We start from the raw sequence: 15,024 nt of genomic DNA on the forward strand, positions 1-15,024 counted from the left end.
GCTGCAGACCATAATACGGGGGTTCAAGTCCCTCACTTGCCTTTTTAATTACTTTTTTTCGAGGTTTATTATTATGGAAATTTATTCAACTTTAACTCGCAGTAAAGAGGATTTTAAAACAATTAATAAAAATAGAGTTAATTTATTTGTATGTGGTCCAACTGTTTATGATGATGCGCATATTGGACACGGAAGAACTTACATTTCTTTTGATACAATTAAAAGATACTTGGAATATAAAGGTTATGCTGTATTTTATATTCAAAATGTGACAGATATTGATGATAAGATTATCAACCGCTCAAAGGAAAGCGGAATTCCATCTGATGTCTTGGCACGTAAATTTGAAAAAAGATATCGTGAGGATATGGCAAAATTGAATGTCAATGGTGTTAACTTATTTGCAAGGGCAACCGATCATATGCCTGAAATCCTTGACCAGATTCAAAGATTGATTGATAAGGGATTTGCATATGAAACCGATGATGGAGTTTATTTTGAAATTGATAAGTTTGATGAATTCGGCAAATTGTCAAATAGGAATGTGGAAGAGCTTGAGTCACATCGTGAGATAGCCGAAACCGATAAGAGAAATCAACAGGACTTTGCCCTTTGGAAAAAACGTGAAGGCGTTGACGAACCTGTATGGCCATCCCCATGGGGAGACGGAAGACCGGGATGGCATATTGAGGATACAGCAATTACTGAATATTACTTTGGCGAGCAGTATGATGTTCATGGTGGTGGACTTGACTTGATTTTCCCACACCACGAAGCTGAAATCACTCAAATGGAAGCTGTCAGCGGCAAATCCCCAATGGTTAGATACTGGTTACACACAGGATTTTTAAACGTAAATGGGGAAAAAATGTCAAAATCCCTACATAACTTCATCACTATTCGTGAATTGCTTGAAAGCTATGAACCGGATACTTTCAGATTCTTTGTTTTATCCACTCACTACAGAAGTCCAATAGACTTTTCAAAGGATTCTCTTCACCAGTCCGAGAGAAGTTTGGATAGAATCAGAAAATTCTATGAACTTTTAGATGTTGAAGTTGGAGATGAGACTTTTGAATGTGAAGCTTTAAAACCTCACAAAGATGAGTTCTTTAGCAGCATGGATGATGACTTCAACACTCCAAAGGCTATTGCAGCAATATTTGGACTGATCAATGATACTAAAAACGATTTGGATAGTTTGTCTGATGATGATAAAATAGCCATTAAAGTATTTTTAGATGATGCATCACATATTCTCGGTGTCAGCTTTGAGATTGAACAGGTCAATGCCGGAAGTGATGATTTGCTTGACTTAATTGGTGAGGTCAGATCCGAACTTAGAGCCAACAAGCAATATGATTTGTCCGATAAAATCAGAGATCAATTGCAATCTTTGGGTTATGAGATAAACGATTAGGGGAGTTGTCTCCTCTCTTTTTTTATAATTTAAAAACGTTTTTTTTTCCTTTGAAAAAAATAACAATGTTTATATACTAAAAATAACATATGTTATAATTGTATAACATAAGTTATAATTTATTTTTTAGGTTTTCCAAAACATTTATATATAAAAAATAACTATTGTTATATAGTGAATATAACACGTGATATATTTTACTGAAATTCAAAAATTAAGGTGATAATAAATGACAAATAAAAATTACGGATTAGCAACATTAGGCGTACGTGCAGGACAAACTCCGGACCCCGCAACAGGGGCACAGGCGGTTCCAATTTATCAGACAACTTCATATGTATTTAAAGACTCAGATGAGGCTGCAAGAAGATTCGCCCTTCAAGAATTTGGACAAATTTACTCCAGATTAACAAACCCAACCAGTGATGTATTTGAAGCAAGGATTGCTGCTATCGAAGGTGGTAACTCTGGTATTTCAACATCAAGTGGTCTTGCAGCAATTTCATATGCAATTTTAAATGTGACCGAACCTGGAGACAATATCGTATCTGCTGATAACCTTTACGGTGGAACTTATCAATTATTCAATTACACTTTCAAGGACCTGGCAAGAGAAGTTAAGTTTGTAGACTCACAGGATCTTGAAGCTTTCGAAGCTGCAATTGATGATAAAACCAAAGCGATTTATGTGGAATCAATTGGAAATCCAAAATTGGATGTGCCTGATTTTGAAGCGTTAGCAGAGATTGCACATTCACATGACATTCCATTAATAGTGGACAATACTGTTGGTGTCGGATTGGTAAGGCCTATTGAACATGGCGCCGATGTTATTGCAGCATCTGCAACCAAGTATGTTGGAGGTCACGGTACTGCAGTTGGAGGATATATCGTAGACTCAGGTAAATTCAACTGGGGAAACGGCAAGTTTGCAAACTTCACCAAACCTGATCCAAGTTACCATGGATTAGTATTTTGGGATGCATTTGGTGACGTGCCTGAACTTGGAAACATCGCATTTACTGTAAGAGCAAGAGCAAGACTTTTAAGGGATCTTGGAGCAACCCAAGCACCAGTACACAGTTTTATCTTCTTACAAGGTTTAGAAAGTCTAGATGTGCGTGTAAAAAGACATTCAGAAAATGCACTTAAGGTTGCACAGTTCCTTGAAGCTCATCCTAAAGTAAAATGGGTTAACTATCCTGGTTTGGAATCTCATCCAACTTATGAAATCAACAAGAAATACCTCAAGGATAACTTTGCAGGCATTTTAGGATTTGGTGTTGAAGGTGGTGAGGAAGCCGGAAGAAAAGTAATTGAAAAATTAGAATTATTCTCTATTCTTGCAAACATCGGTGATGCAAAAAGCCTTGCAATTCACCCTGCAAGTACTACACATCAACAATTGACTCCAGAAGAACAGGAAGCAACAGGAGTAACACCTGACTTCATCAGACTTTCCATAGGTCTTGAAGATGTTGATGATTTAATAGAAGATTTAAGTCAAGCTTTAGATAGTATCTAATTAAATTTTTGATTAATAAAAAAGACAATTGGGAGATAATGAGATGTATTTAGATAACTCAGCAACTACACAAGTTAGTGAGGAAGTTTTTGAAGAAATGAAACCATATTTTACACAAGAATTTGGAAATCCTTCCACTCTTTATAAAATTGGTCGTGAATCAAAAAAGGCATTGGATTTGGCTCGCCAAAGAGTGGCTGATGCCATTAATGCAAAACCTGAAGAGATAATATTCACAAGCGGAGGATCCGAATCCGATAACCTTGCAATTAAAGGTATCGCATTCAAGTTGGCTAAAAAGGGTAAACATATTATTACCACAAATATCGAACACCCTGCTGTGAAAAACACTTTGGGTTTTTTGGAGTCCCTTGACTTTAAGGTCACTTATTTGCCAGTTAATGAGAATGGTATAATCAATATTGAAGATTTAAAGGATGCTATAACTCCTGAAACCATTTTGATAACTGTAATGCATGCAAACAATGAACTTGGTACAATCCAACCTATTGAAGAAATAGGTAAAATTGCCCGTGAAAAAGGAATTAAATTCCACACTGATGCTGTACAAAGCTTCGGCAAGATTGAAGTAGATGTTGAGAAACTAAATGTAGACTTGTTATCTTTATCTTCTCATAAGATTAATGGTCCAAAAGGTGTTGGAGCAATATATATTAAAAAAGGAACTCGAGTTGTTCCTCTTATACATGGTGGAGGTCAGGAAAAAGGTATTAGGTCAGGTACTGAAAATGTGCCGGGAATTGTCGGATTTGGAAAAGCTTGTGAGCTTGCAGCGTCACAATTAGATGAGCATTATGAAAAATTATCATCAATTCGCGATGAACTAATTGAAAAAGTATTGACTACTATTCCTGAATCCTATTTGAATGGGGATAAGGAAAACAGATTACCAAACTTGGTAAACTTTAGATTTAAGGCAATTGAAGGGGAATCATTAATACTTTTATTGGATGCCAAAGGCTATCAGGCTTCAACTGGATCTGCATGTTCATCTAATACTCTGGAAGCTTCACCGGTTCTTACTGCTTTAGGTTTAGACCCTGTTGATGTTCATGGGTCTTTAAGAATATCTTTAGCTCCTGAAAGTGATGCTTTTGATGTTGACGAATTTGTCAGTACAATTGCAGAGGCGGTTAAAAGATTAAGGCAAATGTCTCCTTTATGGAATCAAGACCTAGATTATGATGGCGTAATGTGTAGCAAACATGGCGATGATTGTAGGATGTGTTAATTATGGATTATTCAGAAAAAGTTATGGATCACTTTGCAAACCCTAGAAACTGTAGAAAAATGGAAGATGCAAATGGTGTTGGAACTGTCGGAAACCCAACATGTGGGGATTTGATGACAATCTACATTAAGGTCAATGATGATGAAGTCATTGAAGACATATCTTTCCAGACATTTGGTTGTGGAGCAGCAATTGCAACAAGCAGTATGATTACAGAAATTGCTGTTGGTAAAACCTTGGAAGAAGCTTTGAAAATTTCTAGAAATGATGTTGCTGAGGAATTGGATGGTCTTCCACCAATAAAAATGCATTGTTCTAACCTTGCTGCTGACGGACTTCAAGCGGCAATTGAAAATTATTATGAAAACAATCAATAATAATAAATACTTTGAGCAATAAAATATCTCTAACTATATGAAAAGGAGATGTTTTATATGGCAAAAATATTGAAATGTAATGATTGTGGAAGTATAATTCAGGTCTTGGCCGAAGGTGATGAAAAAGTCTGCTCAGACCACATGCTTGAATTCCCTATACAAACTGAAGGAGAAAAATCTCCTAAACACAAACCTGTAGTTGAAATCGATGGAGACAAAGTAACCGTTAAAGTCGGTGAAGCTGCCCACCCAATGGATGATGACCACTACATTGAATTTGTGATTATTGAAGCTGGCGGTGAACAATACGCAAAATGCTTCAAACCTGGTGATGTAGCTGAAGCAACTTTCACAGTAAACTCTACTGATGATGTCGTTGCATTAGCATTCTGTAACCAACACGGACTCTGGTCCAGCGAATAAGTTTAAAAATATTTTTTTAAACTTTCTTATTTTTTTATAATAACTTTTAATTACTTCTTTTTATATAATTTATAATGTGTCTAGTTATATTAAACTAATAATTTTTATTGTAGTTTTACTTGCAGTCTCAATAGCCATCGTCTCAATGGACAGTTCAATGGAAAATATTAATAAATCAATGACAAACATTAGCGATAGCATTGTTCAGGGCGATGAAGATTACAATGAATCCGTTAAATTATTGAATGAGCGAAGTTTTTATGAAGCAAACCAAAAGGCGCAATCCGCAAGAGATAATTTTAACGAAAGTCTGGAAAAATTATTAAAGATTAGATATAAGTATGAAGATGATTTAAACAATGTTCACGAAGATTACTTTGATGCATTGATAAACGAACTGGAAATAAAATTAAAAGCTGTTGATGAGTTAAATCAGTCAATTTATTATTTGGAGAATTACTATAATTATACCGGATCGACTCATGGAACTGAAGCCAATGATTTGATGGCAAATGCAGTACAGTTTCAAAATGAAAGAAACAGCATAGTCAAAGAGAATCCGAAATTATTTGAAAAACAAAAGGGGTTTTAAATGAAAACTAAATGTCCAAAGTGTAAGGGAATAGGTTCAGTTGTGGTGGACTATAAGGAATGTGATGCCTGTGGAGGAACAGGTTTTGAAGATGATTTATTTAATGTAGGCAATCACTTTAAAGGAGTAAATAGCAAAGCAAAGGCAAAATTCGACCTTGGAGGAGAAGAGGATATCCCATGTGAAGCATGCAATGGAAAGGGACAGGTGGAAGTATATGAGGAATGCCCTCACTGTCATGGAACAGGTGAAGTCAATGTCTGCAGGGATTGTGGTAAACTCCTTGATGAGAAATATGACATCTGTTATGAATGTGGAGAGAAACGAAAGGCCGAAAAGGCAAAGCATGATGAATTTGAGGCTAGAAGAAAACAAGTTCGTGATGTTTATGTTCTTGATGCCCTGTGCAATATGAAAGACATGGACAGGGACAAATTATACAAGGGAAAAATCACAAGAATTGAAAGATATGGGGCCTTTGTTACATTGAACAATAATGTTTGGGGGCTTATGAGAGGTGACGCTTCTGAATATAATGTAGGAGAAGAGGTAATAGTATTTGTAACCTCCATCAAATCAAGAGAAGGAAAGATTGATTTTGCACCGGCCTATGTTGAAGCTTATAATCTTAAGAAGTTAACCAAATCAATTCCAAGGACTTTAATCTCTCAGCTTGATGAGAAAAAAGGCAAAATCGTTAGAATTGATGGTGAAGTTCAGCAAATCCAGCAAACTTCCGGACCAACAATATTTATCATCAGTGACGAAACCGGAACTACTGAGATTGCTGCTTTTGATAAGGCTGGAGAGAGGTCTTATCCTGAAATAGAACTATCTGATGCAGTACAGGTAATCGGTGAGGTCAACGAACATGGGGGTAAAACTCAAATTGAGTCATCTTCAATGGCAAAACTCGATGAAGAAGATACACGTTACCTGCATAAATTAATAGATGATGCCCTAAACAAGAAAGCAAAACCGCAAGATGTTGATTTCTTAGTCAAAAGTGATGTTTTAAACAGACTCAAACCTAAGATGTATGAAGCCGCTCAAAAAATCAGAAGGGCAATACTAGATGGAAGGACAATTTTGCTCAGGCACCATAATGATGCTGATGGAATTGTATCAGGGGTTGCAATGGAAAAGGCTATTGTTCCTTTAATCCAGAAAGAAAATCCAAGTAATGATGCGGAATATTACTACTTTAAAAGGTCACCTAGTAAAGCACCATTCTATGAGCTTGAAGATGTCGTAAAAGACTTGTCATTTGCTCTTGAAGACCAGCAAAGGCATGGTCAAAAATTACCTCTGATTGTATTGTTGGATAACGGTTCAACTGAAGAGGATATTGTGGCATTAATGCAAGCAAAAATCTATGATATTGAGGTTGTTGTTATCGACCACCACTCTCCTGGCGATTTAATCACCAAAGACGTAAGGGATGGTGAAATTTATGGAGCAACTGTAGCGGTTGATGAGTATGTGGATACACATGTTAATCCGTATCTTGTTGGAGGGGATTCCCAGTTGACTGCAGGTTGTCTTGCAACAGAAGTTGCACACATTATCAATCCTGAAGTTGAAGACTTAATTAAGCACTTGCCGGCCATAGCAGCACTAGGAGACCGTGCTGAATGCGGTGAAGTCTATCAATATCTAAAGCTTGCAGCTCAAAAGGGATATAGTAAGGAACACCTTGCAAAAGTAGCAGAATGCGTGGACTTTGAAGCATACTTTTTAAGATTTATGAATGGTAGGGGAATAATGGATACAATTCTTGCCGTTGACAATATTGATAAGCACAAAAAAATGATTGAAGCTTTATATAAAGAATATCAAAAGAGAATTGATACCCAACTTAAGGCAGCTCTACCGAATATCAAACAGACTCAGCTTGAAAACGGAATTTACTTTAATTTATTGGATGTTGAAAAATTCGCACATAAATTTACATTCCCGGCTCCCGGAAAAACATGCGGTTTTGTTCATGATCATGTAATAAAACAATTGGGCGAGGACAAGCCAATTGTCACATTAGGTCATGGGCCTGATTTTGGTGTTTTCAGAGCTACCGATGCCGTCAATGAACAGTATGGATTTAATGTAAATGAAATCGTTTCAGAAATGATTGAAAAGGTTCCTCAGGCTGGCGTTGATGGAGGGGGCCATGAATGTGCAGGTTCCATCAAATACATTGAAGGATTAGGAGAGGAAGTATTGTATAAGGTTGTTGAGGAAATCCAATCCTTGTCTAGAAAATGATAAAATGGCTTTAGAAAATTATTGTAGTAAATGCGGTCATAGAATACTGCCGAACGAACCATATTGTACCGGTTGTGGACATAAAACAAAATATGATGCAAGCAAGTTTGTTTATGTCTTAACGCCGCCAATACACAATATAGGTTTTTTCAACTTTCAAATCGACTTTTCACCATATATTGTAACTAAACAGAAAGATTTCAAGTATGAAATATGCTCATGCGGATACCTGAATGACGTTAACAATGAGTATTGCTATATGTGCGGTGCCAAACGCTCACAGAGTAAGCTGTCGAAGATTTTTAAAAGAAACACCAAACCTCAATTTTCAATGGATAATGTTTTATGTGAATGCGGTACTGTAAACTCAAAAGAAAATGTATTCTGTGAAATGTGTGGAAAACAGCTCAAACAGGAAGAATTTGAGACTAGGGATAATTACAGCAATTTCAATTTGGAATTTAATGATTCGATTTTCTGTTTTTGTGGGGAGGAGAATGAAAAATTTTCTCAATTCTGTAGAAATTGTGGATTTCCATTAAGCAATTTTGGAAATCTGGGTGAAATGGCAATATTATGCACTTGTTCTACTTTAAATGAAATAACTTCTGATTTTTGTATTGAATGTGGAAATAACTTAAAAATGGAGGATACGAAAATAGTCTGCATTTGCGGACACAAAAATCCTAAACATCTGAAATTCTGTGAGCTTTGTGAAAGGCCATTAAATCCCCAAAGAAACGTTAAAACAAGAATTGTCTGTTCCTGTGGTGAAATCTTAAATTGGAATGCTGAATATTGTCAGAATTGTGGAAAAAATGTTAAAAGAAGGATAATTCAAAAAAATTCAATAAATAATACAGTTAAAAGTATTAAAGGAATGTTCAGGTAGGGATAAAGTGAAAACTTGCGATATCTGTGGAACTCTAAATCTTAAAGAAAATAATTATTGCACTCATTGCGGCAATAAATTGATTCTTGAACATATATGTCCAATTTGCGGTCAAGGCAATTCAGATTTTGCAACATGCTGTATTAAATGCAAAAGTCAAATTAATCCAATCAGTATTGATGGTTTTGATACATTATTCAGTGATTTTAACCAGAATTTGCTGTTAAATGCTGAAATTTCAGACGAAGAGTATAATCAGCTTTTATCCAATATATTTGCCCGAGCAGACTATTTTGAAATTTGGGGCGAAACAACCAAAAATAAGATTTTGAATTTGGCCAGCATCTTTGCGGAGTGCAAAACCAAGGCAAGGGGATATGAGAGAGGATATATATTCGGCAACGGCATTTATTATGATGATAGGTTGGAAGAATCCGTTCAGATAGCTACAATTATTCATGAATTAGGTCATTTCTTCTTGTTCAGCATAGTCGAAAGTCTGTTATGTGATGTTTTTAAGGTTAATCCATCTTCAACAATTCAAAGTTTTGTATGGTATTTCTTAACGCTTCCTGAGTTTCAGATAATGAATGAATATTGTGCCCATACCGTTGAAGGACGTTTTATTCCATATGGCTATCAGAACTATGGATCATTCAATGCATTGATCAAAAAATATGGTGTGGATGACGAATCATTGGAAAGCATGATAATTCTGGGAAACTCATTTGCTAATGAAATCATTGTTTATCTGGAGAAGTATATTGACGTGGAGCTAAGAAATGAAATAAAATTGCAATATAGAAAGGATATGGTATCTCCGACTTATGAATCTATTTTTAAGGAGACGGAGAATTCTTTTGACTTGAGTATTAAAAATAGGATTTTATTACAAATGTTATATGATGTTTTAATAGAAGTTTCTAAAAATAGTGAAGAGCTAAAGGAATTAGAAAGTATAAAAGAAGGAATTGAACTAAGTTAATTAATCTTCGTTAGCTTCTTTTTCTTTAATAGTTTCCAACACGTCTTTGCCTGTATCAGTTAATCGGTATAATCTTCCTTTACGAGCTTCTTCATTAATGCATTCAACAATTTCTTTGCTTTTTAATTCACTTAGAACTTTTGAAATATGGTTAGTTCTAATACCACTATCTTTAGCAATGCTTGTTGGTATTTTAACATCATCACCAATGGATTTTAATGTTTTTTCTCGGTATTTGGAAATTTGAACATATGAAGCTAGTTTCAAAAGTTCATCGTTTTCTTTTACCATAATAATCTATTATATTATTTATACTATAAAATGTTTTATAACATGGTATGTTTAATTTAAACACTTCTTTTATTCTTTTATATCTGATTTATTAATTTTTGGCGATAATAGTAAAAAATGTTTTATAATAGGTCTATTGAATGTATTTTCATATTCAATGTATAACCTGATTATTTGTTTTCAATATTTTTTTTAAGATTAATTATATAAATTGTGGCAAACATAATGTTAATTAACTAAAATTTTTTTTTCAAATGGTTAAAATGAAATGTAGTAAATGTGGTTTTGAAAACAAAGACAAATCGAAATTTTGCACAAAATGTGGAAATTCATTGGCACAGGTCCATACAGAAAATGCATCTAATAAGTCAAATAGCTCAAAATATGTTATCATTGCATTGATTGCAGTCATTGTCGTATTAGTTGCAACTATTGGTTATTTTGCTTTGAATTCCAATTCAAATTCTGTTCAAAGTGGTGATGATTCACAAAGTGCCGCTTCTCAGGAAGTTCAATCTGTTGAAGATTCTTCAGATGATTCAGATTCTGCAAAGACAACTTCTGTTTCTACTTCAGAAAGCAAATCCAAAGAATGGGTGTCTATTGGCAGCTATTCAGGTTCGGGTTCAGGTTCAAAAACTATTAAGGTTCCTGAAGGTAAAATCAAAGTGGAACTTTCAGCATTTCCAATTAAAAACTATGCAACAAATCATTTATATGTGACCGGAACCAATGGGGAATCTGGTGGCGTAGATTGGGGCTCAACAAGTGCAGTTGAGACAAGATCTGATTCATTTACATATAAATCATCTTCTGAAGAGGAATTTACAATAGATTATTATGAAACTGTAAGTTGGGAAGTGGAATTCTATAGATATCAATAAGTGATTTTTATCACTTATTTTTTTAATTTTTAAAAAATTATTAATATTTAAAATAATATATTAATTACTATGTTTTTTGATTTAAATATTAAGGCAAGCAGTTTAGAAAATAATCTTAAACTTGCCAGACAAGCTTCAAATTATGGATGGGAGCATATTAATTTTTCATATAATCAAAATGAATTTCAAGAAGGTTTAAATTTAAAAGAAGAGATGCAAAATAATTTAAACGATATTATCAATTTTGATTTTACTCTGGAGATTAAATCAAATAATATTAATGAAATCAGAAAATTGACAAATAAGTTTAGAGATAAGGCCTCCTGCATCAGTGTTGTCGGCGGAGATTTAAAGGTCAACAGGGCAGTTTTGGAAAACGTTAAAATCGATGTTTTATCAAGACCTTATTTTAAGAGATATGATAGTGGATTGAACCATGTGCTTGCAAAAGAAGCGGTTAACAATAATATAGCTATTGAATTGTGTTTTAAAGATATTTTAAAAAGTTATTTGGCTCCACGAGCTAAGGTTATTTCAAATTTTAGGGATATTTATACATTATATAGAAAATTTGACTTTCCATTAATCTTATCTTCAGGAGCGGAATCCGTTTTTGATATAAAGACTACACATGATTTTATTTCAGTGTTTAGGCAAACCGGCTTGACTGATGATGAGATTGAAAAATCATTTGATGATGCTGAAGATATCTTAGATTTTAATAAAAATAGAAGGGATTTCCTGTTTAAAGGTGTTAGGAGGATTACCGATGAAGCTTAAGGTTCTGCCCCCTACACTTAGAAAAAACAACAGATATCTGACATTGGATATAAAAATTGAAAACGATATTGATAAGGATGATTTGGTCGGTATCATTTGGGATGCATGCATTCGCTTTAAAGGAGAATGCAACACTTCCAATTTTAATTTATGGGTTATGAAGTTTTATGAAATTGAAAAAACTGAGGAATATTATCATTACAAGGCTATTCTTCGCTGTCAAAGGGGATTTGTAGATGAAGTCAGATCATCACTAGCACTGGCCGCAAAATACAATGGCAAAAAAATATCAATATCTACAATAGGTCTGTCAGGCACTATTAAGGCTTCGCAAAAATATATTTAATTACTTTTTGTTAGTTTAAAATAGAAAACTTTATAAATAAATATAATTATAAATAACAATTGGATTTATGGAAAAAAGAATAAAAAAATTTTTTAATTTGCTATTATGTGGTGATTAAAAATAAAATTTGCCTTTTCATGGAGATTTGGTTTTATTTTTTTTAAGTTGTCGAAATTAAAATATAATATTTATAAAAATATGAGGTATTAATATGCAACCTTTACAAAATGCTGGATATGATAGGGCTATTACTGTATTTAGCCCAGATGGAAGACTTTTCCAAGTAGAATATGCAAGAGAAGCTGTTAAAAGAGGAACTACATCTATTGGTGTAAAAAGTTCAGAAGGTATTGTTTTAGCTGTTGACAAAAGAACTACTTCAAAGCTTGTTGAAGCTTCATCTATTGAAAAGATATTTAAGATAGATGACCATATCGGAGCAGCTACCTCTGGTCTTGTTGCTGATGCAAGAGCATTAGTTGAAAGAGCAAGAGTTGAAGCGCAAATTAATAAGATCACCTATAGTGAACCTATACGTGTAACTAGCTTATCTAAAAAATTATGTGACATGTTACAGTTATACACTCAAAATGGTGGAGTAAGACCATTCGGTTCCGCTTTAATTATTGGTGGAGTATATAACGGTAAATGTAAATTGTTTGAAACTGACCCGAGTGGAGCTTTAATTGAATACAAAGCAACTGCAATAGGTTCTGGAAGGTCAGCTGCAATGGAAATTTTTGAAGAAAAATATGATGATGACTTAACTTTAAATGAAGCTATTGAATTGGCTTTAACTGCTATTAATGAAGCTACTGATCATGAGACTACTTCAAACAATGTAGAAATTGCAGTTATCAAATTAGATGATGAAAAATATGTCAAACTTCCTCAGGATGAAGTACAAAAATTCATAGATGAAGTACTTCCAAAAGAAGAGGAAGAAGAAAAAGAAGATTCTGAAGAAGATTCTGAAGAAGAATAATTATTTTATAAAGGATTAGTTGGGGGATGCTTTGATGGTAAATGTTGATGAAGCGATTATTGCTAAATACGAGTACTCTGGAGAACATTTTGAGATATTGGTTGACCCTGATTTGGCGGCAGATTTTCGAAATCCAGATGGTCCTGATGTTGCCATCGAAGATCTTTTAGCTGTTGAAGAAATTTTTAAAGACTCTAAAAAGGGAGATAAAGCTTCTGATGAAGCTATGAATAAAATATTTGAAACTACTGATCCTATTGAAGTTTCTAAGATTATTCTTGAAAAGGGGACTGTTCAATTAACTGCTGATCAAAAAAGAAAGATGCAAGAGGATAAAAGGAAACTTGTTATTAATAAAATTGCTCGTGAAGCAATCAATCCTCAAAATGGTTTGCCTCATCCGGTTCAAAGAATTGAAAATGCATGCGATGAAGCGAAAGTTAAATTTGACCCATTCACATCTGTTGATCAACAAGTTCAATCAGCATTAAAGGCCATTAAACCTCTCATTCCAATCAGGTTTGAAAAAGTTAAGGTTGCTGTTAGACTTCCTGGTTCAGCAGCAGGTGGCGCTTATAATGTGATTCATGGATTTGGGGAAATTGTTAATGAAGAATGGCAACAGGATGGTTCATGGATTGCCATTATTGAAATGCCTGGCGGTCTTCAGAATTCATTTGCTTCTAAAATGGCGGAGATTTCCGGTGGAGAAGCAGAAACTAGAACTATAAATAATTAAATTAATTTCAGGTTTATGGGATTATTATGATACACGTGGAAAATAAAGATTTAGTTATTCCAGGTCAAATATTGGCCGATGACGAATACTATTCAGGAAGAGGTACCTTTAAAGAGAACGGTAAAGTTTGTTCTTCTTTATTAGGACGTGTTTCTTTAAGGAATAAAAAAATCAGAGTTATTCCTTTAAAAAGTAAATATGTTCCTAAAAAAGGGGATGTTGTAATTGGTAAAATCAAAGATGTCAGATTTTCAATGTGGGATGTTGACATTAATTCACCATATTCAGGAATTTTACCTGCTTTTGAAGTGTTTGGTCGTGAGAAAAAAGAACTCAACAAAGTATATGATGTTGGGGATGTGCTATTTTTAAGAGTTGTCGAAGTTGATGAAATCAAAAAGGCAAAACTCGGTTTAAAAGGTAGAGGAATGGGTAAATTTAAAGGAGGAATTATTGTAGATATTGCTCCAACTAAAGTTCCTAGATTAATCGGTAAAAAAGGTTCTATGATCAACATGATTAAAGACAAAACCAAATGTAAAATTGTCGTTGGTCAAAATGGCCTTGTTTGGGTTAAAGGAAATGAGGACATGGAACAACTTACTCGTGAAATCATTCATTTAATCGAAGCGGAAGCCCATACTTCTGGTTTAACAAATAAAATTAAAAACAAATTATACCTAACTATCGATGGTGAATTGCCACCTGAAGAAATTCCTAATGAGGAAGAAGAATTTGTTTTAGAAAAACCTAAACTTCAAAATTTTAAAGAAGAATTGGAAGAAGAAGAGAAAGAAGAAGAAAATAAAGAGAAAAATGATAAACCAGATATTGGTGAAGTTATAGAAGAATTTAAAAGAAAGAATAAGAGAACAATAAAAAGAAAGGAAAAAGAAGATGAAAAGTTTTATAAAATCTTTATTCATTTTTGTATTATTAATTAGTATATCTGTTGTTATGACAGTAAGTGCTAAACCAACTGTAAAGTTTGATAGTGAAACAATTAAATCATATACTGATATTGTAAGTACAGATGTTGCTGGTGTAGCTACATTAAATCAAACTACTATTACAACATATAACAAGCGTATTATTGAAGCCGGGAAACTTGCTGATCATAAATCATATTGGTTAGAACCTAATGTAAATTTAAAAGATTCTGACTTAAGAGTTGTTAACTATACATCAGGAAGCAATACGAATTGGCAAGGGAAACGTCCAACAGATCTTGCAAAAATCTATGAAGCAGAAAATCCTGGTTGGATTGTAGT

Annotated in this window: 17 protein-coding genes; 16 read left to right on the forward strand and 1 reads right to left on the reverse strand. The window is 34.0% G+C overall.

All coding sequences use genetic code 11. The annotated features are described in order from the left end of the window. Positions 1–73 precede the first annotated feature (73 nt). The 9 genes from cysS to ACJMLO_RS02835 all read left to right on the forward strand — a co-directional run bounded on the left by cysS (position 74) and on the right by ACJMLO_RS02835 (position 9,728). Positions 74–1,420, forward strand: a complete 1,347-nt coding sequence (gene cysS, locus ACJMLO_RS02795; RefSeq protein WP_405293715.1) for a cysteine--tRNA ligase — start codon at positions 74–76, stop codon at positions 1,418–1,420. Positions 1,421–1,649: 229 nt separating this feature from the next. Beyond that, positions 1,650–2,945 (forward strand): O-acetylhomoserine aminocarboxypropyltransferase/cysteine synthase family protein, encoded by a 1,296-nt coding sequence (locus ACJMLO_RS02800; RefSeq protein ID WP_405293717.1) that lies wholly within the window; start codon positions 1,650–1,652, stop codon positions 2,943–2,945. 43 nt (positions 2,946–2,988) lie between these two features. Then, positions 2,989–4,197 (forward strand): cysteine desulfurase NifS, encoded by a 1,209-nt coding sequence (nifS, locus tag ACJMLO_RS02805; protein WP_405293719.1) that lies wholly within the window; start codon positions 2,989–2,991, stop codon positions 4,195–4,197. Between the two features lie 2 nt (positions 4,198–4,199). After that, positions 4,200–4,574, forward strand: a complete 375-nt coding sequence (nifU, locus tag ACJMLO_RS02810) for a Fe-S cluster assembly scaffold protein NifU (protein WP_405293721.1) — start codon at positions 4,200–4,202, stop codon at positions 4,572–4,574. Between the two features lie 57 nt (positions 4,575–4,631). Beyond that, positions 4,632–4,997: a desulfoferrodoxin family protein gene (locus ACJMLO_RS02815; RefSeq protein WP_405293723.1), complete on the forward strand. Its 366-nt coding sequence runs from the start codon at positions 4,632–4,634 to the stop codon at positions 4,995–4,997. Between the two features lie 76 nt (positions 4,998–5,073). Next, positions 5,074–5,589, forward strand: coding sequence for a hypothetical protein (locus ACJMLO_RS02820; RefSeq protein WP_405293725.1), 516 nt, complete (start codon positions 5,074–5,076; stop codon positions 5,587–5,589). Continuing rightward, a complete protein-coding gene (locus tag ACJMLO_RS02825) occupies positions 5,590–7,851 on the forward strand; it encodes an OB-fold nucleic acid binding domain-containing protein (protein WP_405293727.1) in 2,262 nt (753 codons plus the stop codon). It begins immediately after the preceding gene. A gap of 4 nt (positions 7,852–7,855) precedes the next feature. Further along, a complete protein-coding gene (locus ACJMLO_RS02830) occupies positions 7,856–8,743 on the forward strand; it encodes a hypothetical protein (protein WP_405293729.1) in 888 nt (295 codons plus the stop codon). A 7-nt stretch (positions 8,744–8,750) separates the two neighbouring features. Then, positions 8,751–9,728, forward strand: a complete 978-nt coding sequence (locus ACJMLO_RS02835) for a zinc ribbon domain-containing protein (protein ID WP_405293731.1) — start codon at positions 8,751–8,753, stop codon at positions 9,726–9,728. Here the strand turns inward: ACJMLO_RS02835 and ACJMLO_RS02840 are convergent, their stop codons facing one another. Next, the gene (locus ACJMLO_RS02840) at positions 9,729–10,019 is read right to left on the reverse strand and encodes a winged helix-turn-helix domain-containing protein (RefSeq protein WP_405293733.1); all 291 of its coding nucleotides are present in this window, start codon (positions 10,017–10,019) and stop codon (positions 9,729–9,731) included. It abuts the gene before it with no gap. Positions 10,020–10,282: 263 nt separating this feature from the next. On the opposite strand from ACJMLO_RS02840, the gene ACJMLO_RS02845 reads away from it, so the two are divergent. The 7 genes from ACJMLO_RS02845 to ACJMLO_RS02875 form a co-directional block, all read left to right on the forward strand. Continuing rightward, the gene (locus ACJMLO_RS02845; protein WP_405293735.1) at positions 10,283–10,903 is read left to right on the forward strand and encodes a zinc-ribbon domain-containing protein; all 621 of its coding nucleotides are present in this window, start codon (positions 10,283–10,285) and stop codon (positions 10,901–10,903) included. Between the two features lie 69 nt (positions 10,904–10,972). Further along, positions 10,973–11,683: a ribonuclease P protein component 3 gene (gene rnp3, locus ACJMLO_RS02850; protein ID WP_405293737.1), complete on the forward strand. Its 711-nt coding sequence runs from the start codon at positions 10,973–10,975 to the stop codon at positions 11,681–11,683. Continuing rightward, positions 11,673–12,029: an Rpp14/Pop5 family protein gene (locus ACJMLO_RS02855; protein ID WP_405293739.1), complete on the forward strand. Its 357-nt coding sequence runs from the start codon at positions 11,673–11,675 to the stop codon at positions 12,027–12,029. The genes rnp3 and ACJMLO_RS02855 overlap by 11 nt, the downstream gene beginning before the upstream one ends. A 211-nt stretch (positions 12,030–12,240) precedes the next feature. Further along, positions 12,241–13,014: an archaeal proteasome endopeptidase complex subunit alpha gene (gene psmA / locus ACJMLO_RS02860; protein ID WP_405293741.1), complete on the forward strand. Its 774-nt coding sequence runs from the start codon at positions 12,241–12,243 to the stop codon at positions 13,012–13,014. Positions 13,015–13,048: 34 nt separating this feature from the next. Beyond that, positions 13,049–13,753: a ribosome assembly factor SBDS gene (locus ACJMLO_RS02865; protein WP_405293743.1), complete on the forward strand. Its 705-nt coding sequence runs from the start codon at positions 13,049–13,051 to the stop codon at positions 13,751–13,753. A 26-nt stretch (positions 13,754–13,779) separates the two neighbouring features. Next, a complete protein-coding gene (gene rrp4 / locus ACJMLO_RS02870) occupies positions 13,780–14,697 on the forward strand; it encodes an exosome complex RNA-binding protein Rrp4 (protein WP_405293745.1) in 918 nt (305 codons plus the stop codon). A gap of 13 nt (positions 14,698–14,710) precedes the next feature. Further along, the coding region (locus ACJMLO_RS02875) for a hypothetical protein (RefSeq protein ID WP_405293747.1) at positions 14,711–15,024 on the forward strand (314 nt) is incomplete at its 3' end.

This window comes from Methanobrevibacter sp., assembly GCF_045120835.1.
In the GTDB taxonomy this organism is placed as follows: domain Archaea; phylum Methanobacteriota; class Methanobacteria; order Methanobacteriales; family Methanobacteriaceae; genus Methanocatella.